The 22,145-nt window shown below is 35.7% G+C and carries 13 protein-coding genes; 3 read left to right on the forward strand and 10 right to left on the reverse strand.

Going from position 1 to position 22,145, the window contains the following annotated elements:
* Positions 1 to 105 precede the first annotated feature (105 nt).
* The 9 genes from EV144_RS22545 to EV144_RS22585 form a co-directional block, all read right to left on the reverse strand.
* Entirely contained in the window at positions 106 to 2,343 is a 2,238-nt protein-coding gene (locus tag EV144_RS22545) for a glycoside hydrolase family 3 C-terminal domain-containing protein (RefSeq protein ID WP_134151393.1), read from the reverse strand.
* 101 nt (positions 2,344 to 2,444) lie between these two features.
* Positions 2,445 to 4,001: a GH39 family glycosyl hydrolase gene (locus tag EV144_RS22550; protein WP_134151394.1), complete on the reverse strand. Its 1,557-nt coding sequence runs from the start codon at positions 3,999 to 4,001 to the stop codon at positions 2,445 to 2,447.
* 211 nt (positions 4,002 to 4,212) lie between these two features.
* Positions 4,213 to 6,213: a glycoside hydrolase family 97 protein gene (locus EV144_RS22555; protein WP_134151395.1), complete on the reverse strand. Its 2,001-nt coding sequence runs from the start codon at positions 6,211 to 6,213 to the stop codon at positions 4,213 to 4,215.
* 371 nt (positions 6,214 to 6,584) lie between these two features.
* Positions 6,585 to 8,984, reverse strand: coding sequence for an alpha-xylosidase (locus EV144_RS22560; protein WP_134151396.1), 2,400 nt, complete (start codon positions 8,982 to 8,984; stop codon positions 6,585 to 6,587).
* Positions 8,985 to 9,108: 124 nt separating this feature from the next.
* A complete protein-coding gene (locus EV144_RS22565; protein ID WP_134151397.1) occupies positions 9,109 to 11,598 on the reverse strand; it encodes a glycoside hydrolase family 2 TIM barrel-domain containing protein in 2,490 nt (829 codons plus the stop codon).
* A gap of 124 nt (positions 11,599 to 11,722) precedes the next feature.
* The gene (locus tag EV144_RS22570) at positions 11,723 to 12,577 is read right to left on the reverse strand and encodes a hypothetical protein (protein WP_134151398.1); all 855 of its coding nucleotides are present in this window, start codon (positions 12,575 to 12,577) and stop codon (positions 11,723 to 11,725) included.
* Positions 12,578 to 12,597: 20 nt separating this feature from the next.
* Positions 12,598 to 14,199 carry a RagB/SusD family nutrient uptake outer membrane protein gene (locus tag EV144_RS22575; RefSeq protein ID WP_134151399.1) on the reverse strand — a complete coding sequence of 534 codons (1,602 nt, stop codon included), beginning with the start codon at positions 14,197 to 14,199 and terminating at the stop codon, positions 12,598 to 12,600.
* Between the two features lie 12 nt (positions 14,200 to 14,211).
* On the reverse strand, positions 14,212 to 17,325 hold the full coding sequence (locus tag EV144_RS22580) for a SusC/RagA family TonB-linked outer membrane protein (RefSeq protein WP_134151400.1): 3,114 nt from the start codon (positions 17,323 to 17,325) through the stop codon (positions 14,212 to 14,214).
* A 67-nt stretch (positions 17,326 to 17,392) separates the two neighbouring features.
* On the reverse strand, positions 17,393 to 17,629 hold the full coding sequence (locus EV144_RS22585; protein ID WP_134151401.1) for a hypothetical protein: 237 nt from the start codon (positions 17,627 to 17,629) through the stop codon (positions 17,393 to 17,395).
* A gap of 390 nt (positions 17,630 to 18,019) precedes the next feature.
* Here EV144_RS22585 and EV144_RS22590 point away from each other — a divergent pair, with 390 nt between their 5' ends.
* The 3 genes from EV144_RS22590 to lepA all read left to right on the forward strand — a co-directional run bounded on the left by EV144_RS22590 (position 18,020) and on the right by lepA (position 21,443).
* Complete coding sequence (locus EV144_RS22590) at positions 18,020 to 18,736, forward strand: NUDIX hydrolase (RefSeq protein WP_134151402.1); 717 nt, start codon at positions 18,020 to 18,022, stop codon at positions 18,734 to 18,736.
* Positions 18,737 to 18,779: 43 nt separating this feature from the next.
* On the forward strand, positions 18,780 to 19,481 hold the full coding sequence (locus tag EV144_RS22595; protein ID WP_134151403.1) for an NUDIX hydrolase: 702 nt from the start codon (positions 18,780 to 18,782) through the stop codon (positions 19,479 to 19,481).
* 165 nt (positions 19,482 to 19,646) lie between these two features.
* A complete protein-coding gene (gene lepA / locus EV144_RS22600; RefSeq protein WP_089057147.1) occupies positions 19,647 to 21,443 on the forward strand; it encodes a translation elongation factor 4 in 1,797 nt (598 codons plus the stop codon).
* 196 nt (positions 21,444 to 21,639) lie between these two features.
* On the opposite strand, the gene EV144_RS22605 is transcribed toward lepA, so the two are convergent.
* The gene (locus tag EV144_RS22605) at positions 21,640 to 22,134 is read right to left on the reverse strand and encodes a hypothetical protein (protein ID WP_134151404.1); all 495 of its coding nucleotides are present in this window, start codon (positions 22,132 to 22,134) and stop codon (positions 21,640 to 21,642) included.
* Positions 22,135 to 22,145 lie beyond the last annotated feature (11 nt).

Here is a 22,145-nt window from a genome sequence, read left to right on the forward strand (position 1 = left end):
AAACTTAAAATTTGGTTTGCTTAATTTAAACCATATAAGTGATGTAAGGAATTATAAGTTTGGTTTTAAATGAACTTATATCACTTATATGGTTTTAAAAAAAAATTACTTGATTGTTACCGGGATTTCTTTTTTGATGTCTCTTGAAGAATTTCCTAGTTTCAGAATGTATTTTCCGGGTTCAACGGTCCATTTTTTAGTCGCAACATCGTAATATGCTAATTCTTTTACCGGAACTTTTATTGTTACTGTATTCGAACTTCCTGCTTTTACGTCTGTTTTTTGGAAACCTTTAAGTTCTTGCGCTGCACGTGTAATTTTTGAACCTGATTTTGAAGAATACAATTGTACTACTTCTTTTCCGTCAACTTTTCCGGTGTTTTTTACTTCAACAGAAACTTCAATTACATCGTTTTGTGCGTATTCTGTTTTGTCTGCTTTAGCATTATCAAAAGAAAAAGTGGTGTACGATAATCCGAATCCGAAAGGATATAATGGTGCTATATTTTTGGTATCAAACCAACGGTAACCGATCAAAATTCCTTCGACATAATTTACGATTTTATCTCCAGGGAAACTTTTTGTAGCGTGTGCAGGAGAATCCATAATGTTTTTAGGCATTGTCCACGGCAATTTTCCTGACGGATTTACTTTTCCTAACAATACATCTGCTAATGCATTTCCGCCTTCAGAACCATTAAACCAGCTCCAAACCAAAGCTTTCGTTTTTTGACTTACTTCATTTACATCAAAAGGAGCGCCGGCAATCATAACAACGATTGTTCTTGGGTTTACTGCCATTACTTTTTTGATTAATTCTTCTTGTCCAAAAGGCAAATGTAAATCTCTACGATCTGAAGCTTCTGTTTCGTAATCGCGGTTTGAACCTGCAAAAATGATTGCAACATCAGAATTTTTAGCGGCTTCTACTGCTTCCTGAACTTTTGCATCATCCAATTTATCGATTGTAACTGGTCCTGTAGAAGTAATATTTCCTAAGTTTCCTTTATTTCTTTCGTCATAACGCTCTAAATATCCTTCTGCATAATTAATTTTTATTGAAGAAGGCAATCTGTTTTTAAGACCATCAAGCGGTGTAACTTCTCTTTTTGTTTTTACTCCGGCACCAAATCCGCCAAGTGCATTTTTCTTGGTTGCGTTGTTCCCGATTACGGCAATCGATTTTACGCCGTCCAATTTTAATGGAAGCGTATTGTTTTCGTTTTTCAACAATACAATTGCTTCTGCTGCAATTTTGTATGCATCTTGATAATGTGCTTCTGTTGCAATACTTCCCTTTGCACGCGTTCCGCCTCCCATTGCTTTAACTTGAAATAAAACTCTCAAAATACGTTTTACATGCAGATTAATTTCAGCTTCAGAAACTTCTCCAGATTTTACTGCTGCTAATAATTTATCGGCAAGAAAAAATTCATTGAACGGTTTTGGAGTTCCCATTTCGATATCCAAACCATTTTTTAATGTTTTTGCTGTAGAATGTACTGCAGCCCAATCTGAAACTACAATTCCTTTAAATCCCCATTCGTCACGAAGGATTTTATTCAGCATATAATCGTTTTCACATAGATATTCGCCTCTAAATTTGTTGTAAGCGCCCATTATAGCATACGATTTTGCTTCTTTTATTGAAGCTTCAAATGCTGGAAGATAAATTTCGCGAAGTGTACGTTCGTCAATTTGTACATCGACAAAATCACGATTCGTTTCCTGATTGTTTGCTGCGAAATGTTTTACACACGCCATAACGTCTTTTTCCTGCAAACCAACGATCAACGGCACCGCAATTTTTTTATTCAAAAACGGATCTTCAGACATATATTCATACGTACGTCCTCCAAGCGGCGTTCTTACCATATTTATGGCTGGCGAAAGTAACATGTCTTTGTCTCTGGCACGTAATTCTTCTCCTAAACTGGCTCCGAAAGTATGTGCCATCGCAGTATTAAAAGTTGCTGCCAAAGCACCGCCCGCAGGATAATAAGTTGCAAAATCATTTGTTAATCCAGCTGGCGCCCAGTTGTCGCGCGAGATTTCTTCACGAACTCCCAAAGGTCCGTCTGCCATTTTTAATTCTGGAATTCCTAAACGTTTTACGCCAGCGTTGGCAAACATACTATTACCGTGAAGCATTCCAACTTTTTCTTCGATTGTCATTTGAGCAATCAATTTGTCTATTTCGGCATCATGTTCAGTACCGATTTCTTTTCCTATATATTCTTCGGTCTGTGCTGCTTCTGAAGTCGTAGATTGCGTATCGTTTTTACAAGATGCAAATAATACAAAAGTCAATGCTGCCGAAAGGTATATCATTTTGTTTTTCATAGATAATAGTTAGATTTTTTAGCTTTAAAGATTCTGAATCCTCACTCCACCTCTTTAAATACAGTTAATAATTTATTGTTTTTGTGGTTTTTTGTGGTCTATTATTGTTTAATAAAATTAAGAAATACAACGTCATTTTCTTTAATTTTAAATTCTCTACTAAACGTTCCTTTTGTGTCAATTGTAACTTTTTCTGTTGAAATTGGTGCGCCGTTATTTTTGGTTTTTATTGAATTTACCTGCTGGCGAGTTAATTGGCTTGGTTTATTCATAGCCAGATAATCCGCGTAAGCGTCGTTTACTTTATAACCAACTTTGTAAATTTCTAAAGTATATTTTCCTTTTTGCAATCCGTCAATTTCAATTTTCACCGTTCCTTTTTCTTTTGATGGAAGATCCTGAACATAATACGTTTGATTCCAAACTTTTTCTCCGGGATGCGTATTTGTAAAATCCCAAAACAAAAGCTGTACATTACCTTTTACATTTTTTGATGCCCAAGAAGAAGTATCTTGATTTTGAAGTTCTGTTTCGCCCAATTTATTTAGTAATGAATAAGAAAAATAAGCCGGTTTTTTAATTCCTTGCGTACTTAGTAAACCAAAACCGCCGTGAAAAGGTGTGAATCTTGGACCTGCTTCTTCAAAAATATCGGTAAAAACCCAATACGACATAGAGTTTGCAGCATTGCCAACTTGTTTTAATTTCTGCAGAATATAAGCGGCAGAGTGGTAACTATCGTGAATTGGATCTGCGGGCGTATAAGAGGAACTCCATTCTGTGTAATGCAATTCTAAATTTGGTTTAGCCGAATTGCTAATCTGCTTGCGCGAATTGATAACGTCACCGCTAATACTATTTTGATCTTGACTTAGAACTGTTCCAGAAGTTCCGAATTCGTCTAAATATCCTTGATTTACGCCATAAGTATGTGTCGAAATAAAATCTAACGGAACATTATTTTTTGCACAAAAATCAATCGTTTCGGGAACCCATCCTGCTCCGGCTGTTGCTGGTCCGCCTACTTTGTAAGCTGGATTTACGGTTTTAATACCGCGTGCTGCATATTCGTATAATTTGAAATAATCGGCTTGTGTTCCTGTCCAAAATCCCGGTGAAAGATTGGGTTCGTTCCAAACTTCAAAATACCATGTTTTTACTTCTTCATCTCCATAACGTTCTTTAAAATGCTGTGTTAGATTTTTTATTAAATCTTCCCATTTTTTATAATCTTTTGGTGGCGTAACATTGCCGCGCCACCAAAAAATGGTTTCTTTTCCGCTCGCTAATGCATTTGGCATAAAACCTAATTCTACAAATGGTTTCATTTTTAGACTCACAATATAATCGAATAAAACATCAACGTATTGATAATTGTATTCTGGATTTCCTTTTGAATCTTCTCTGTAAACCGCCATATCATCAGACAATAAACCATGAAACCGAATGTATTTAAAATCACATTCTTTTTTCACTAATGCCAATTGTTGCTGCCAGTCTGCACGAAGTCCTTCATTTGCTCTTCCGGCACCAATGCATTCTTTGAACATGGTGTTTAATTTCCCAGCCGATTTGTTGTAATCAACTTTTATAATTCGGTTTTGACCAATTAAGTGGACTGAACTAATTAAAACTACTGCTATTAAAAGTTTTTTCATCTGAAAATGGTTTGTTTTTTTGCCACAGATTAAAAGGATTTTTTCTTTTCTCTCGCAGATTTAGCAGATCATGCAGATTTAAATCTTTTTAACTGTGTATATATTTTTTACTCAGAAAAAATCTCTATGATCTGCTAAATCTGCGAGAGCATAAAAAAATCTTTTTAATCATTTTAATCTGTGGCTAAATATTTTATTCTCTATAGGATACCTACAATTTTTTGAATCTTACTGCACCACCTCCGGCACCGCCTAATTTCAATTGCAATTTATCTGAAGCTTTTACAATTTTCTTAGAAATCGCCACTGCTTCCGGATTGTGTTTTTGATCTGTTCCTTCGGCATCTACATAAATTTGTGCTTCGTAACTAAATTTTGGATCTAAGAATGATAGTGAAACTTCTACATTTCTTGGATTTTCATTTGTTAAAGTTCCCAAATACCAATCGGCGCTGTTTCTGTCTTTTCTTGCTGTTGTAATGTATTCTCCTATTTTTCCTTCTAAGATTTTAGTGTCTTCCCAATCTGTTGGAACATCTTTTAAGAATTGTAAAGCTGGTTTTCCTTCATAATTTTCCGGAAGATCTGCCATCATTTGGATTGGTGCATAAATCGTTACATATAAGGCCAACTGTTGTCCTACTGTTCCCTGAATTCTTTTTCCCGGATATCCTTGTTTTACCTCAACATCAAAAATTCCAGGTGTAAAATCCATTGGTCCGGAAAGTAATCTTGTAAACGGAATAATCGTTAAGTGATTTGGCGGATTTCCTTCGCTCCAAGCGTTATATTCTTGTCCGCGCGCTGCTTCTCTCGAAATCATATTTGGAAAAGTTCTTCTTTCTCCTGTATCTTTTATTGATTCGTGGTATAAAACGGCTAAATCATACTGTGCTGCTTTTTCTAAAATGTATCTGAAATAATTTACTCCAAATTGACCGAAGTGCATTTGTTTCATGTTTAATTTTGAACCTACGTGACCGATTTTTACGGTATGAATTCCTAACTTTTTGTATAAAGCAAATCCTTCATCAACTTCTTTTAAGTAATTGATTAAGTTCGAACCCGTTTCGTGATATCCTATTAATTCAACATTTTTACTTTTTCCGTAAGCAACTACTTTATCTAAATCAAAATTATCTGCGCTTTTTGTGAAGCTAAACATGTGCATACGATTTTCGTACCAGCCTGGTGTCCAGCCTTTGTTCCAGCCTTCAATTAATAAATGATGAAATCCTTCTTTAGCAGTAAAATCAATATATTCTTCCGCATGTTTGGTTGTTGCACCTTGTTTGTCGCTTTCCCAAAACGTATATTTCCCGATGTGCATTCCCCACCAGATTCCGAAGTATTTATAAGGTTTGAAATAATTCGCGGTGTTTTTTAATTGGTTTGGCTCATTCAAATTCAAAATCAAATATGAAGTAATTAATTCTCCCGGATTTTCGCCAATTTGAATGGTTCTCCAAGAAGAAGTAAAAGTATCTTTTACGCGAACTTTTACGCCATCCGCCCACGGCACCAAATCTGATTTTAATTGAGTTCCAGTTGTGTTCACCAAAGTCATACTGGCGAAATCATTCAAATTTGCTTCGTGAAAACTTAATGCTAATCCGTTTTTGCTTTCTATTGTTAATGGAGTTAAAACGGTATCAAGCGTACTTACGGGCGCATCTTTAAAAAGATATTCGTCGCGGTTTTCTCTGTTTGCCGGAATCCACCACGCTTTTCCGTCTTCTTTTAAGTTGAAAGTCGTTTTTTCATCCATAATAAAAATGCTGTCTTTTACATTTTGTTTTGGATAAACGTATCTAAAAGCAACTCCGTCATCAAAAGCTCTGAACTGAATTTGAAGTTTGCGTTTGTTTCCTGTTTTTTGCTGTAAATCGACTACCAACTGATTGTAGTGATTTCTGATATTTTTCTTTTCTCCCCAAACCTGTTCCCAAGCTTCATCAAAAGAAGTGTTTTTTACATTTTTGATTTCAAAATTGGTGCTTAAATCTTCATTTCCTTTTAATAAAAACCCCATATCCGATGGTGTAATCACTTCTGATTTTCCGTGTGATACTGCATACTTTGGAGCGTTTTTTACCAATTCGAATTTTATTTTATTCTGGCCGTTCGGCGAAGCCAGTTCGTATGTATTTTTCTGGCTGTATCCAATCGTAATTGAAAGTAATAAGGCAGGGAGAATTAGACTTTTTTTCATGATATTTTCTTTATTCATAATAATAAATCGGACGAGGCGTGAGCTTTCGCCCGATTTAAAAACTCAACAAAAACTTATTTTTTATCCTTTTTGGGATGTTTTTTTTGCCACTAATTGCACTAATTTTCACTAATTAAAATTCGTGTAATATTTTTTTAACACATAGAATCATAGTTCATTGGAATCTTTAAAAAAGGCATTTCATTTGTTTAAATTCACATAGCTATGTGTTAGAAACTAGTTTCTTTTTATTTCCTTTTATTCACAAACAAAAACCTATGTTTCTATGTGTTTATTTTTTTAGCCACGAATTACACTAATCTCCACTAATTAAATTCGTGCAATTAGTGTAATTCGTGGCAAACCTTTTTTTATTTAACCCACTCCGTTTTAAAAGTGGTTTTTCCATTTAATGGGTTTGCAGTTACTTCAAAATTGTTTCCTTTTTTGGTTACTGTAATGTCTTGAACTTTATCGCCATCTGGTAAATAGACTTTGGCTTTCGCCGAAGTTGTTGCATCGCTGGCATATACTTTTAAAGTTAATTTACTCCAATCCATATCTTTTGTAGATTGTGCTAAACCAATGTGAGGCAATGCAGTTCCGTCTTTTACTAAAACTACGATTGGCACATCGCCGGCTTTGATTTTATGCCATCCGGCTTGATATACTTTTTTAGTTTGATAATCAATCCAGGTTCCTTCCGGAAGGTAAACATCTCTTTCTGTAACTTCTTCAAAAAGCGGTGCAACCAAAATACTTGATCCGAATAAATATTCGTTGTCTACTAACCAAGCTCCCGGATCGTTTGGAAATTCTACAAATAAGGCACGCATCATTGGTAATCCTTTTTGAGAACTTTCTTTGGCTTGCGCGTAGATATATGGCATTAATTCGTAACGCATATTGTCTGCTTTTCTAAATCCTTCCAAGAAATCTTTGCTGTACAACCAAGGTTCGCGCGGAGGTTCGCCGTGGCTTCTTACGTGTGAAGTAAACATCCCGAATGGCGCCCATCTTCTGTATAAATTCTCTGGTGATTTTGTTGCAAAACCTCCAACATCATGACTCCAGAAACTGAAACCGCTTAATCCTAACGAAAGTCCGCCTCTTAATTCTGAAGACATAGCTCCGTTTGAAGTTTCGGCGTCACCGCCCCAATGTAATGGGTAACGCTGGCTTCCTGCCCACGTACTTCTTGCCCAGATTAAGGTGTATCCTTTTTCTTTTTGAGTAATTTCTGCAACGGCTTTGTTGTAACGAAGCGGGTATAAATTATGCTCATAGAAACCTGTACGTCCAGACTTATAAATTCCATCCGGTGGTGCAGCTTCTCCAAAATCTACTTTGAAAACCGAAACGCCCTGATCGAATAGCTTTTTCAATTTTCCTTGATACCACGTTACAGTTTCTGGGTTTGAAAAATCTAAAACGGCATCTTCGTAAGGAAGATTTCCTTTGCGGTCTTTTACAGCCAAATCTTTTTCCATAATTTCTGGAAATAACGTGTTCTTTGGTGTGAAATACGGCAATTGCCAAAGACAAATATGAAATCCATCTTCTTTTAGATCTGACATCATTTTTTGTGCGTCTGGGAAACGAGATTTTGCAAACTCGTAATTGTTTCTCCAATCTACATCAAACCACCCTGTATCGTAATGAATTACATCTGTTGGGATTTTATATTTACGAAGGTCTTTTGCTACTTCTCTTCCTTCTTTTTCTGTGAAATAGGTAATACGGCTCATCCAGAAACCGAATGACCAAAGTGGCGGCATTGCAGCTTTTCCGGTTAGATCTGTATAAGCGTCTAGAATTTCTTTTGGTTCTCCGATAAAGAAAAATAAATCGGCTTCGTCATCGCCAATGTACATTTCGTTGGCGCTTCCAAAGTATTTTCCGAAATCTACTGTAATTGGTGTTGAATGATGCATGAAAACGCCATATCCACGGCTGCTCATATAAAACGGAACGGGTTTGTACATCGTTTCATTCTGAATTCCATTGGCATCATCTGCCCATAAAACTACTTTTTGTCCGCGTTTGTTGAATTGTGTGAAGGATTCTCCACAACCAAATATTTTTTCGTCTGGTTCTAAACTAAACGCTGCGCCCATACTTCTCGAATAATCACTGTTTCTGCGAACATACGAAAACGGAAGTGTTGGCGTATAACTGTTTTTAAAATCGGTATCGTGAAGTGTGCTTGTTAGCAATTTTCCTTTTTCATCGTAGATTTTTACATGCCAAGGTTTTGTCAAAATTTCTACAGAACCGTGTGCACTTGTATATTTATGACCGCCTTCGATTTTAGAATATTTCCATAATTCAGGATGATTTGGCGCAACGCCGTCAATCAACATCAAAGACTCTTTTTGTGGATGAAATTGTGGTCCTGAAGTGGTTTTTATTCTGATGGTTCTGTCTGAAACAAATTGAATTTGAAACGGCAAAACCGGAGATTCTTCGTATTCTGTTGTTGGAAATTCGTTTGCTTTTTCAACATCTGGTTTCATCATCATGTTGTTGAAAGCCTGACGTGTTTTATAGTTGTATCGCAAATATTTTATGGTTCCTTTTCCTGTTGCCGCATCAAAAGATGCCAGTTCGTCTGCAAAATAAAATGTGTTCAGGTAATTCTGAAAATCTTTGCTGATATCTATAGGAGCGTTTAAAACGTCTGCATTTTGGATTTGTGCTGTCGCTTTTGGCGTTGCAAAAAATCCTAAAATAACAATCGAAAACAATGCTTTTAGCTGTGTGTTTTTCATTGGTTGTTTTATTTATTTTTTCCAACCTGCAAGGTTTCCAAAACCTTGTAGGTTTAATTTTTTTACTTATTCCAGACTTATTTATACCTACAAGGTTTTGGAAACCTTGCAGGAGTTGGAATCATTATTCTGCTGTAATTACAATTGCAGCTTCTTTTAATCCATTCGCTTTAGCGGTCAATTCTAATCTTCCTGTTTTATTACTGGATTGTATTATCACCAAACATTTTCCGTTTAATGCGGTGTGTTTTGTGCCTTTGTACGATTCGTGACTTACCGGATCACCGCTGCAAACGCCGACAATTTTTCCATTTCCTTTTAATGAAAATTGAATTTCGTTATTGGCATTTGGAGCTAAAGTTCCTTTATCGTCTAAAATATCAACGGTGACAAAAGACAAGTCGTTTGCATCTGCTTTTATCGTACTTCTGTCTGCTGTTAGTTTTAAGTTTGAAGGATTTCCAGCTGTTTTGATTTCGGTTTCTAAAACTGTTTTTCCGTTTTTACGAGAAACTGCTTTTAGTGTTCCGGGTTGAAAAGGAACTTTCCACATTACATGTAAATCATCTCCTTTTTTACTTCTAATTCCAACTGATTTTCCGTTTAAGAAAAGTTCAACCTCATCTGCATTATTATAATATGCCCAAACGTCAACGGTTTGTCCGGTTTTCCAGTTCCAATGTGGGAAAATGTGCAGCACGGTTTTGTCTGTCCATTCGCTTTGGTACATATAATACACATCTTTCGGAAAACCGGCTAAATCTACAATTCCGAAATAAGAACTTACAGACGGCCATTCGTACGGAGTTGGTTCACCGATATAATCAAAACCTGTCCAAATGTACATTCCAGAAAGGAAATCGTATTTTTTGATTACTTTCCAAGTTGCTTCGTGCGTAGAACCCCACGGTGCCTGAACCTGATCGTAAGCCGAAACAGTGTTTCCTGGATTTCCTTCTGTAAATTTAAGATCCCATCTTACCGGCCATTTTTTTATAGTATCTGAAACAGCGTCATAATAACCTCGTGTTTCTAAACCTGAAGTTGTTTCGGTTGCAATAAACGGAACTCCCGGGAAGTTTTTTTGATGATATTGATAAGTTTGATGTGCATAATTGTATCCGATAAGATCTAACGCACCTGATTTTGCAATGGGATTAAATTGAACATTTTTTTGCTCAAATTGTAAAGTTACCGCATCAATATTCATATTTACCGGCGGATTCATCGCTGCGGTAACTGGTCTAGTTTTATCGTATTGACGTGTTATTACAGCCAATTCTTTTGCAATTGTTACACCGCTTTCGTCCCATTGCTGCGGAATTTCATTTCCGATACTCCACATAAAAACACTTGGATGATTTCGGTCTCTCAATAATTGATCAACTAAATCTTTTTTGTGCCATTTGTCCCAATCGTTTCCGTAATCGTATTTGGTTTTGCTTTGTTTCCACATGTCAAAAGCTTCATCCATGACAATGAAACCCATTTTATCACAAAGTTCTAAAAGTTCAGGAGCGGGAGGATTGTGTGAAGTTCTGATTCCGTTTACGCCCATTCCTTTTAGGATTTCCAATTGACGTTCGATGGCTCGCGTGTTAATTGCAGAACCTAACGGTCCTAAATCATGATGCATGCAAACTCCTTTTATTTTGACTTGTTTTCCATTCAAAATAAAACCTTTGTTTACATCAAACTTAAAATCTCTGATTCCGAAATTAGTTTTGTATTGATCTATAATTTTATCGTCAAGCGAAATTTCTGTAACTGCTGTATACAATTCTGGTTTTTCAACTGACCATAAAACAGGATTTTCAACTTCGCTTAATTGCTTTATTGTCTGATTTGCATTTGCACCAATTATAATATTTTGGGTAACGGATGTTACTTTGGTATCTTCTTTAAAAATAGTGGTGGTAATTGTTGCTTTTTTTGATTCTGAATTTTGATTTTGAATTGTAGTTTCAAAATTTACCGAAGCTTTTTCAGCCGTAACTTTTGGAGTTGTAATGTAAGTTCCCCATTGCGCTACGTGCAGTTTATCGGTAGTTTCTATCCAGACATTTCTAAAAATTCCAGAACCAGAATACCAACGTGAATTGGGTTGTTTTGAGTTATCAACCTTCACAATTATTTCGTTGTTTTTGTCTCCGTAATTTAGGTATTTGGAAATTTCATATTGAAAACCAATGTAACCGTTTGGACGTTTTCCTAAATAATGTCCGTTGATCCAGACTTCGCTGTTTTTGTAAACGCCGTCAAAAGTTATTGAAGTTACTTTTGTGCTGTCTTCGGCATTTACTTTAAATGTTTTTTTGTACCAGCCTAAGCCTCCATTCAGCGATCCACCTCCGTAACCTGCCGGACTTTTTTCATCAAATTTTCCTTCGATGCTCCAATCGTGCGGTACATTTAGCGTACGCCATTTTGTTGTGGCACCAATGGTATCTTTATCTGCAATACTATCGTTTAGGTGAAAGCTCCAATCTGAATTAAAAGAAACTTTTCGATCGACAAAAACATCTTCTTTTTTGCTGCAAGAACTTAATAAAATACCCGCAGTTAACATTAACAATGATACTGTTTTACTTATTTTTTTTCTTTTATTCGTCATGTTGTTGGTGCTTTTTATTTTTAATATTATTATAAACATACCGATAAATGACTAAAAATCAATTATCGGCAGTTTAAAATTAATAATAACCTATTAACATTTCGTTGTTATTTCAGCTTATTGGTTATCGTTTTGGTTTGTAATGGAAAACGATTAAACAAACTCCTTCGCCGGTTCTACTTTGATTACGAATTACGGCTAAGCGTAATGAATTATCGGTAAGTTCAACCAATTTTACGCTGTTCCAAATAGCGCAGTCTCCATAGTAATCTCCTCCGTAAAGCATTTCTACACCTCCGTTAAAAACCAATTTATTGTTGGCGATATCAAGACCGTATGTTCCTGTTTTGTTTGTCTGAGCAGCGGTTGTAAGTGCCGTTTGTTTTACTGTAGTGTTGTAACCTCCATTTAAATCAAAATACATTTCGCCCCAATCTTTGCTTGGCATAATCCATGAATTACTTGCATAATCTGGAAACCAGTTCCAGTTGTCTCCAGTTTTTCCAGGATAATCTAAACCAGCCCAGCCAACCGGATCTATAAAATCTAAAACCCAGGTTTTTCCGGTTACACCGTTTGTTAGCATTTTCCATTTTGGGTCGCTGAAATACGTTTCGTCATTTTGTGCAATATCCAATGTTACCGGTGGTGCATCTACAGAACCTCCTCTTGTGTAAGCTGTAAAATAAATCGTGTACTTTCCTGCAAAGGGAAGCGTAACCTGATCGTCGCTTTTATTAGAATGCCCTAATTCATTTCCTCTTGCATCTACATATCTCCAATACGGCACTACGGCAGGATCTTCATTTTTTAGAATAACAATGTTTTTATTCGTGGTATTTTGTGTCACCGAAAACTTAACGGTTGAAGGTGTTAATGTTACTTCTGGCAGGCTCTCACGATCTTCTACTGCCTCGCATGAGAATAATAGCGAACTTATGGTTATTGCTGCTATTAAAATATATAATATACGTTTCATAATCATTTGTTTTTAGTTAATTACCAACCTGGATTTTGTGAAATAGTTCCGTTTGAAAGTACTATTTGAGATTGCGGTAATGGGAACCAGCCTTGTGTTTCTGTTCTAAAAGTTACATTAAACTGAGCATCGGCATTTGTATTGTCAATTGCAGCTTTAGTAACATCCATTCCTTGTCTGATTAAGTCAAAATAACGTAATCCCTCTAGTGCTAATTCTAACTGACGCTCTTTCATGATTGCCGGAACAGTAAAATTAGCCGTTGTTAATCTGTGGTTTGTATCTTTAAAAGCTCTGTCACGAACTCTGTTGATATCTGCTAATGCAAGTCCTGGATTTCCTTCAAAATTCAATTCAGCAGCCATTAACAATACATCAGAAAAACGAATAATTGCATAATCCTGATAGTTATCAATTTGAAAGTTTCCACCGTTTGCCTCTACGATACTTGTTCCTGCATCATTGTTTATCGGACAGTATTTTTTCCAAGAATATCCTGTGTACTGACGTTGTTCTCTTGCCACGGCATCAAAGTTTAAAGGATTTCCTTTGTAGGTCTCATTTTTATAATCAATAATTGTTGCATCTCTACGTGTATCTCCCGGCTCGTAAGCATTGTATAATTTTGGCGTTACGGTTGCTCCTCCCCATCCTGTTGCATAAGGTCCGATCGCGCCGCCACGAGGTGCAATATCTACCTGAAAACGGTTTCCTTCGTTTAAGTTCCAATCTCCTTTTCCTGAACCGTTAAAACGAACAGCCCAAACCATTTCTGTATTGTCTTCTCCAGCAAATTTATCGAAAGACGCTGCAAGCCAAAGATTAGCAAAATCCGAAACCAGATTGTGTCCGCTGTTGCTTACTGCATCATTGATATAAGTTACAGCTTGTGCTTTGGTTACAACTCCAGCCAAATCTACTTTTTTGTAATATCCTGTGTAGAACAAAAAGGTTCTTGCTAAATACGCTTCTGCAGCCCATTTTGTAATACGTCCGTAATTGGCATTTCCTGTTTGAGAATAATTGTCTGTGCTTAAATTATCTGCAGCAAATTTTAAATCGTTACCAATTAATGCATACGTTACTTCTGCAGATTGTCTTGGTAGTAAAAATTCGCTTGCTGCAATTGTATGATCTAAAGGCACGATATCGCCAAACATTTTTGCTGCCATAAAATGGAAATGCGCTCTTAAAAAACGAGCTTCTGCTTCGTATCTGGTTTTTAGTGCTGTATCTGTTCCCCAGTTTACTTTACTTAGATTTTCAAGTAAAATGTTGGCTCTGTAAATTCCTAAATAAGCATATTTCCAAACATCGGCATTCATTTCTTTATTCGAAACAAATAAAAATCGATCCCATTCTATATCAGACTGAGCATCGGCAATACCATATCCTCCAAAACAATCATCAGATGCCTGCTCGCTAATTAATAAAGGTCCTCCGTAAGCTTCACGCTGCAATACATCATAAATTGCAACTAATCCCTGATAAGCGTCTGCCGGTGTTTTATAAAAATTCTCTTCAACTTTGGTTGTAGAAGGTTCTGTGTCTAAAAAATCACCAGAACAAGCTCCTAAAACGAATAAGCTTGAGATAGCAAATAATTTTATATATGTTTTCATCGTTTTCAAAATTTAAAAGTTAACATTAAGACCCATCATGTATGTTCTTGGCTGTGGATAATATCCTACGTCGATTCCTTTTGCCCACGGTTGTGTTAAGTTACCGTTGCTGTCTCTGGCCGTGTTTCCAAAACCAATTTCAGGATCCATACCTTTGTATTTTGTAAAGGTGTAAAGGTTATTAGCCGCAACATACAATCTGAATTTGCTGAAGAAACTCAATTTGCTGGTCAGCTTTGTTAAGTCACAGCCCAAAGTTGCATTCTTGATTCTGAAGAAATCTGCATTTTGAACATACAAATCAGAAAACTTAGTGTAATTTCCATTAGAATCTGTTCCGTAAGTTACTCTTGGAACTCTGTTAGAACTTCCTTCTGTAGTCCATCTGTTTAAGATATCAGTAGTATAATTGGTGTAACCACGAGTTGGATCGTGAATTCCGAAAACATTTTGGCTTCCAGAAACGCCATACGTATTAATGCTAAAATCAAATGCTTTGTACGACAAGTCAAAATTTAAACCATAAGTAAAATCAGGATTTGGATCTCCAACTTTCGTTTTATCATTAGCATCGATTTTTCCATCTCCGTTTAAATCTACAAAACGAACGTCTCCCGGCTGTGCTGCAGGTTGTGCACTTGCTGCAACTTCGGCAGCATTTTGGAAAATTCCAGCTGTTTTTAATCCGTAGAAATAACCAATTGGCTGTCCAACCTCAACACGATTTAACTCATCTGTTCCCTGAAACAATAAGTTTGGATCTCCGTGAATGATTCCTTCACTGTTGGCAACTCTGATTACTTTGTTTTCATTATGAGAAATATTCGCATTTACAGCAAAATTCCAGTTTTCTCCAATTTTTGTGTGATATCCTAATGCAAGCTCAACACCTTTATTTTGAATATCTCCCCCGTTGATATAAGGAGCTGTTGCACCTGCATAAACCGGAATAGAAGCCAGAACTAGCCAGTCTTTTGTTTTCTTATCGTAATAATCAAACGTTAGATTAAAATTATGGAACAATGTTGCATCAAAACCAAAATCTAACTGCTCTGAAGTTTCCCATTTTAAGTCAGGATTTGAAAGCTGATCTGGGCTTGCTCCTGTTTGCAATGTTTCTGTTCCTGTACCAAAGTGGTAGTTTTTATTGTATGAACTAATGGTTGACATATAAGAAAAAGCAGGAATTTGGTCGTTACCATTTTGTCCCCAGCTTGCTCTTAGTTTTAAGGTGTTTAAAACTTTATTTTCTTTGAAGAAACTTTCTTTGTCAACATTCCAACCTGCAGAAACAGAAGGGAAATATCCGTATCGGTTTGAAGAAGCAAAGTTTGACGAACCGTCTCTTCTTAAAGTTGCGGTAAATAAATATTTGTTGTTGTAATCATACAATAAACGTCCGAAATAAGATTGAATTCCGTAATCTGCACGATTTCCTTTTACTGTATTTGATGTCTGATCTGTAGCATTGCTTAAATAGGCATGTGCAAAATCATCAAAAGTTAGGTTTTTACCTGTTCCTTCCATAAAATCAGAAGTATTTTTTTTGGCAGAAGTACCCAATAAAACATCAAAATTATGAACTCCGTTTAAAGTTGCTTTGTATTGTAAAGTGTTTTCAAAAATCCAACCTAAAGATTTAGTTGCATTTTGAGTTACGCTGGAAACGGTGTTATTATCGTTTGAAGAAAGAGAATAAACCGGCTTGAATGAACGGTAATTACTGTCTGACATATCTACACCAAAACTCGTTCTATAGGTAAAATTCTTTAAGAACTTTAATTCTGCAAAAATGTTCCCTACGTAACGGTTTGATTTTGTTTCATTAAAGTTATTGTAGTATAATGATCCTAAAGGATTACTGATGTCTGCTGAGATTGAAGAATGAGCAAAACCTCCATTGGCATCATAAGCCGCATCAATTGGCGCAGCGTTTAAAAAGCTTCTGATCGCATTACTGTAAATTCCCTGATCTGCTACACCAGAACTTTTGATATTAGCAAAAGAGAAGTTTTCTCCAATTTTTAAATGATCTTCAATTACTTCTGAAGTTGAATTTACACTAAAAGTAACACGGTCATATTGAGACTGATTTGTTGCAGCACCAATCATTCCTTCTTGTCCGTAATACGAAATTCCGGTTGCAATTGTAGATTTTTTATCGCCTCCGCTAATGGTAAGTGAGTGATTTTGTTTTAATGCACCATCTTTAAACAAATCGTCCTGCCAGTCATGATTTGGAAGTCCGGCAATTTGGGCTTGTGTGTATAATGGTGTAAGACCAGAATTTACACGAGCCTCATTCATAATGGTTGTGTACTCTTGTGTGTTTAATAAATCCAGTTTTTTAGCTACTTGCTGAAAACCGGTGTAACTATTAAATGCCACATTAATTTTTCCTTCTTTTCCTTTTTTAGTCGTTACCAAAATAACACCGTTTGCCGCTCTAGCTCCGTAGATAGAACCTGCAGAGGCGTCTTTAAGAACGTCGATTCTTTCTATAGAAGACGGATCAAGATACCCGATTCCGTTATCAACAACAACACCATCAACCACATAAAGTGGTGTGTTGTTTCCTGCTGTTCCTACTCCACGAATGTTTACTGCCATTCCTGCTCCCGGCTGTCCAGACGTTGAGGTAACATTTACACCTGCTGCCTGACCTTGTAAAGCATTTACAACATCCAGAGTTGCAACTTGCTGAATGTCTTTACCAGAAACTAAAGATGTTGCTGCAGTATTTACCTTTTTCTTTTGTGTACCGTAACCGATAACCACAATTTCTTTAAGCTCTGCTGTTTCTGTCTGTAGTACAACATTGATTACTTTTTGAGTTCCAACAGTAACTTTCTGTGTTTTGTAACCCATAAAACTGATTACTAATACGTCACCCGTTTTTGCTTCCAATTTATAAAGTCCGTCAAAATCGGTTGCAGTACTTGTTTTTGTTCCCTGTATGGCAACACTAGCTCCCGGTACTCCCATACCGTCATCTGCCGATGTTACATTTCCGCTTATAGCTCTAGACTGCTCCTGGGCAAAACTAGACTGCATCATAAATACGCTAAGCAACAGCGCCATACAAAATGGAAGCATTGTTGTTTTAATACAATATTTGCTTTTCATAATAAATAAGAGTTGGTTAAATTTAAGTTAGTTATTTTTCAATCGATTGAGTTGAGATATAAATACGTTATCTCAATCTTCCCGCCTGTAGTTGTAAATGAGAGTCACTATTTACAAGGCGTATTTTTGTGTAGTTTGTATTTTCTGATTGGTAATTTGTTGAGAGATTTTTTTCAGATTTTGATCTTGCAGTCTGCATTTCAAAATCAGTTAACATAACAGCATTTTTTGCAATTCTTTTTACAGAATTAAAAGCTGTTAATTCCATCCAAGAGCGTCCTAAATCAATTCCTAAAAAAAACATTTGCAGTATTTTAAGTTAGTCGTAATTTTGTCCTCTTTAAACTTATAGTCAAATTGAACTTATCTTATGGTTAATTTGACTACAAGTGTAAAACATTTTTTCTATATTAGCAAAATATTAAGGTAATTTTTTTTCTATTCTAATATTTGAACCTGCATTATTGTTAATACGATAAAGCATTTATTGAAATTGAAATAAAAAACTTAAAAAAAATAATGAATTAGCAGTTTGAAAATCAGTAGCTTAAGAAAGAGAATTCTTAAATTGAATTTTTAGACTAAAACACAAGCCATTGATTATCAAAAAATTGGTTTGTTAAAAAAATTATGCAGCGCTTATAAAGGCAACTATTGATTTTATTTATTTAATTTGTCAAAATTTATATCCGATATGGTCGAAAATCTACATGACGAGTCTGCTTCTAAAAGTGAACAAACTGCAATGAATGCAATCACGATTGACTGCGTAATTTTTGGTTTCGACAAAGGAAGTCTGGAAGTACTTTTGGTACAGCACGGCGAAGGTATCAGCAAAGGAAAATGGGGTCTTCCGGGAGGATGGATTTATAAAAAAGAAAGTACAGATGATGCTGCACATCGTTTGTTAAATGAACTTACGGGGCTTGATAATATTTATCTGGAACAGCTAAAAGCTTTTGGAGATCCGGATCGTTTCCCGCTTCGACGCGTTATTACGATTGGTTATTATGCGTTGGTTAAGCGTGAAGATTATAATATTAAAGCAGGTTTTACTGCATCTGACGCTCAGTGGTATAAAATAAACAGTATTCCGGATTTGATATACGATCATAATGAGATTTTGGCTTATAGTTTAAAACATCTTCAAAACAGAGTTCGTCAGGCGCCATTAGGATTTAATCTTTTGCCGGAAAAATTTACTCTATTGCAATTGATGCATTTGTATGAAGAAATTTTAGGTGTTGAAATGGATAAATCTAATTTTAGGCGAAAAATTCTGCACATGAAATTATTAGCTGCTTTAGATGAAAAACAACAGGATGTTTCGCACAGGGCAGCAAAGTTGTACAAGTTTGATCCAGAAATTTACCAGAAGCTAACAGAAAAAGGATTTAATTTTGAATTTTAAAAAACCACATAACATTTACATACTAGTAATACCTCTATAAAAATTGACATTAAAAACCACAGATATTGACAAACCAGCCATTGACGGAATTACTATTGACTGCGTTATTTTTAGTTTTAACAAAGAAAGTCTTGAAGTGCTTTTGGTACAACATGCACAAGGAGAAAGTGTCGGGCAATGGGGACTTCTTGGCGGATGGCTGAAAAAAGAAGAAAGTGCCGATGATGCCGCACAACGTATTTTGCATGAACTTACTGGCCTTGAAAATATTTATCTGGAACAGCTAAAAGCTTTTACAGACCCAAAACGTGTTATCGAAAGAAGAGTCGTAACGATTGGTTATTATACTTTGGTAAACCGGGAAGATTATAATATTGAAGCCAGTTTATCGGTAAGAGAAGCAAAATGGTATAAGATTAATGAAATCCCAAATTTAATTTTTGACCATAACGAAATCCTTGATTTTAGTTTATTGCAGCTTCGAAACAGGGTTCGTCAGGCGCCAATTGGTTTTAATTTACTGCCGGAAAAATTTACTTTATTGCAATTAATGCATCTTTATGAAGAAATTCTCGGAATTGAATTGGATAAATCTAATTTCCGAAGAAAGATTTTGCACATGAAACTGCTCGTAGCATTAGACGAAAAACAACAAGATGTTTCGCATAGAGCGGCAAAATTGTATAAGTTTGATGATGAAATCTACAAGAAACTGACTGAAAAAGGATTTAATTTTGAGTTTTAAAGAGTATTTTAAATTTCAAATCCCAACAATCGAACAACTACATTCCAGAATCCAAAACTTTGCGCTATCTTTGCCCCTTAATAACACGCTCTAAAGTATTTACAGCAGCGCAAATTCATACCCAAAAATTACTAAAAAACTCGTTTAGAGAATTGAATATATAAAATGAAGAAGATACGTAACTTTTGCATTATTGCACACATTGACCACGGTAAAAGTACATTGGCAGACCGTTTATTGGGCGCTACACAAACCGTTACAGCTCGTGAAGAAAAAGCACAATTGCTTGACAACATGGACCTGGAACGTGAGCGTGGAATTACCATTAAAAGTCATGCCATACAAATGGAATATACTTATAAAGGGGAAGAATATATTCTGAACCTTATTGACACTCCTGGTCACGTTGACTTTTCATACGAAGTTTCACGATCTATTGCGGCCTGCGAAGGCGCGCTTTTGATTGTAGATGCTGCGCAGAGTATTCAGGCACAAACGATCTCAAACTTATATTTGGCTTTAGAAAATGACCTGGAAATTATTCCGGTTTTGAACAAAGTTGATTTACCAAGCGCTAATCCAGAAGAAGTTAGCGATGATATTATTGATTTACTGGGTTGTAAATTAGAAGATATTATTCATGCTTCTGGTAAAACTGGTTTTGGTGTAGAAAATATTTTAGCTGCCATTATCGAAAAAATTCCTGCTCCAAAAGGAAATCCTGATGAACCATTACAGGCTTTGATCTTTGACTCGGTTTATAATCCGTTTCGTGGAATCGAAGTTATCTTTAGAGTTGTAAATGGTGAAATTAGAAAAGGGCAGAAAATTAAATTCATGGCTACTGGCAATGAATATTTTGCTGACGAGATTGGAACTTTAAAACTAAATCAGGTTCCTAAAAATGTAATTTCAAGTGGTGATGTTGGTTATTTAATTTCTGGAATTAAAGAAGCCAAAGAAGTAAAAGTTGGTGATACTCTAACAGATGCTAAAACGCCGACAACCAATATGATTACAGGTTTTGAGGATGTAAAACCAATGGTTTTCGCCGGAATTTATCCTGTTGATACTGAAGATTATGAAGATTTGCGTTCTTCTATGGAAAAACTGCAATTGAATGATGCTTCGCTTGTTTTTACACCTGAAAGTTCTGCAGCGTTAGGATTTGGTTTCCGTTGTGGTTTCTTAGGAATGCTTCACATGGAAATTATTCAGGAACGTTTAGAGCGTGAGTTTGATATGACTGTAATTACTACAGTTCCTAACGTTTCGTATCTGGCGTACACTAAAAAAGATCCAGAAACTGCATTTGTTGTAAACAATCCTTCTGACTTACCTGAACCTTCTCGTTTAGATAGAGTTGAAGAACCATATATTAAAGCTACGATTATTACAAAAGCTGATTTCGTTGGAAACGTTATGAGTTTATGTATTGAAAAACGTGGTCAAATTACTAATCAGACGTATTTAACAACTGAGCGTGTTGAATTAAATTTTGATATGCCATTGGCTGAAATTGTATTCGATTTTTATGATCGTCTAAAAACAGTTTCTAAAGGTTATGCTTCTTTTGATTACTCTCCAATCGGAATGAGAACTTCGAAATTGGTAAAACTGGATGTTCTTTTGAATGCACAAACTGTTGATGCCCTTTCTGCATTGATTCACGAAGACAACGCTTATAATATTGGTAAAAAAATGACCGAGAAATTACGCGAATTAATTCCAAGACAGCAATTTGACATTCCGATTCAGGCAGCAATTGGAGCAAAAATTATTGCTCGTGAAACGATTAAAGCACTTCGTAAAGACGTTACCGCAAAATGTTACGGTGGAGATATTTCGCGTAAGCGTAAACTTCTTGAGAAACAGAAAAAAGGTAAAAAACGTATGAGACAAGTAGGAAACGTTGAGATTCCTCAAGAAGCTTTTATGGCTGTTTTGAAATTGAATGATTAAGTTTTATTTTAGAATAAAGAAAATAGAGAATAGAATATAGAGAAAACCTGACAGCGAAAGTTGTCAGGTTTTTTTGTTTGTTTTATTTTGAGATACAATATGAATTTACGTTGCGTGAAGATGTACTTTTTTTCAAAAAAACTTAATCTCTGTTATAAACAAAAAAGCTGTTTCAAAAAATGAAACAGCTTTTTTGTTATGCTGTAGGCTGTGTAAAAGACCAGCCCGCAATAACGAGTTCCCGAACTACTTCATTGGTTTCTGCGCCATCATGTTGCGTATAAATATCTTGGTTCGCTATAAATGTATCTGTAAGTTTCTTTGCTCCAAAAACAGCTCCAAAAATAGTGGCAAAAAAACCGCCTATAGTTATTAAAGGATGAAAGTTTGTAAAGTTATAAATCAAAAAAACAATGGAAAGTATAGCACAACCTACAGCTATCCATATCCCTTTAGTAGAAGCTTTTTCATGAATATCTTTACAAGATGCGCATCTCGGAATCCCGATTAAAATTTTAGAATATTTTACAGATCTGTAAACCACAATATTGGTTCGGTCATTGGTTACAAAAAGAGGTACGAAATAACAATCATTCATACTTCTCATATGAGCTTCTCCGCAATAGGTACATTTATTATCGTGTGGTTCGAATCTCTTATACGTTTCGTTAAAAGTGTAATTGTCGATCATGTTTATTTTTG

This window comes from Flavobacterium sp. 270, from assembly GCF_004368785.1.
GTDB lineage: Bacteria > Bacteroidota > Bacteroidia > Flavobacteriales > Flavobacteriaceae > Flavobacterium.

What these genes read in the sequence shown, in the direction of transcription:
- EV144_RS22575 (WP_134151399.1), bottom strand. Translation starts at nt 14,199, where the DNA reads ATGAAAACATATATAAAATTATTTGCTATCTCAAGCTTATTCGTTTTA.
- lepA (WP_089057147.1), top strand. Translation starts at nt 19,647, where the DNA reads ATGAAGAAGATACGTAACTTTTGCATTATTGCACACATTGACCACGGT.
- EV144_RS22560 (WP_134151396.1), bottom strand. Translation starts at nt 8,984, where the DNA reads ATGAAAAACACACAGCTAAAAGCATTGTTTTCGATTGTTATTTTAGGA.
- EV144_RS22550 (WP_134151394.1), bottom strand. Translation starts at nt 4,001, where the DNA reads ATGAAAAAACTTTTAATAGCAGTAGTTTTAATTAGTTCAGTCCACTTA.
- EV144_RS22570 (WP_134151398.1), bottom strand. Translation starts at nt 12,577, where the DNA reads ATGAAACGTATATTATATATTTTAATAGCAGCAATAACCATAAGTTCG.
- EV144_RS22605 (WP_134151404.1), bottom strand. Translation starts at nt 22,134, where the DNA reads ATGATCGACAATTACACTTTTAACGAAACGTATAAGAGATTCGAACCA.
- EV144_RS22545 (WP_134151393.1), bottom strand. Translation starts at nt 2,343, where the DNA reads ATGAAAAACAAAATGATATACCTTTCGGCAGCATTGACTTTTGTATTA.
- EV144_RS22565 (WP_134151397.1), bottom strand. Translation starts at nt 11,598, where the DNA reads ATGACGAATAAAAGAAAAAAAATAAGTAAAACAGTATCATTGTTAATG.
- EV144_RS22580 (WP_134151400.1), bottom strand. Translation starts at nt 17,325, where the DNA reads ATGAAAAGCAAATATTGTATTAAAACAACAATGCTTCCATTTTGTATG.
- EV144_RS22555 (WP_134151395.1), bottom strand. Translation starts at nt 6,213, where the DNA reads ATGAAAAAAAGTCTAATTCTCCCTGCCTTATTACTTTCAATTACGATT.
- EV144_RS22585 (WP_134151401.1), bottom strand. Translation starts at nt 17,629, where the DNA reads ATGTTTTTTTTAGGAATTGATTTAGGACGCTCTTGGATGGAATTAACA.
- EV144_RS22590 (WP_134151402.1), top strand. Translation starts at nt 18,020, where the DNA reads ATGGTCGAAAATCTACATGACGAGTCTGCTTCTAAAAGTGAACAAACT.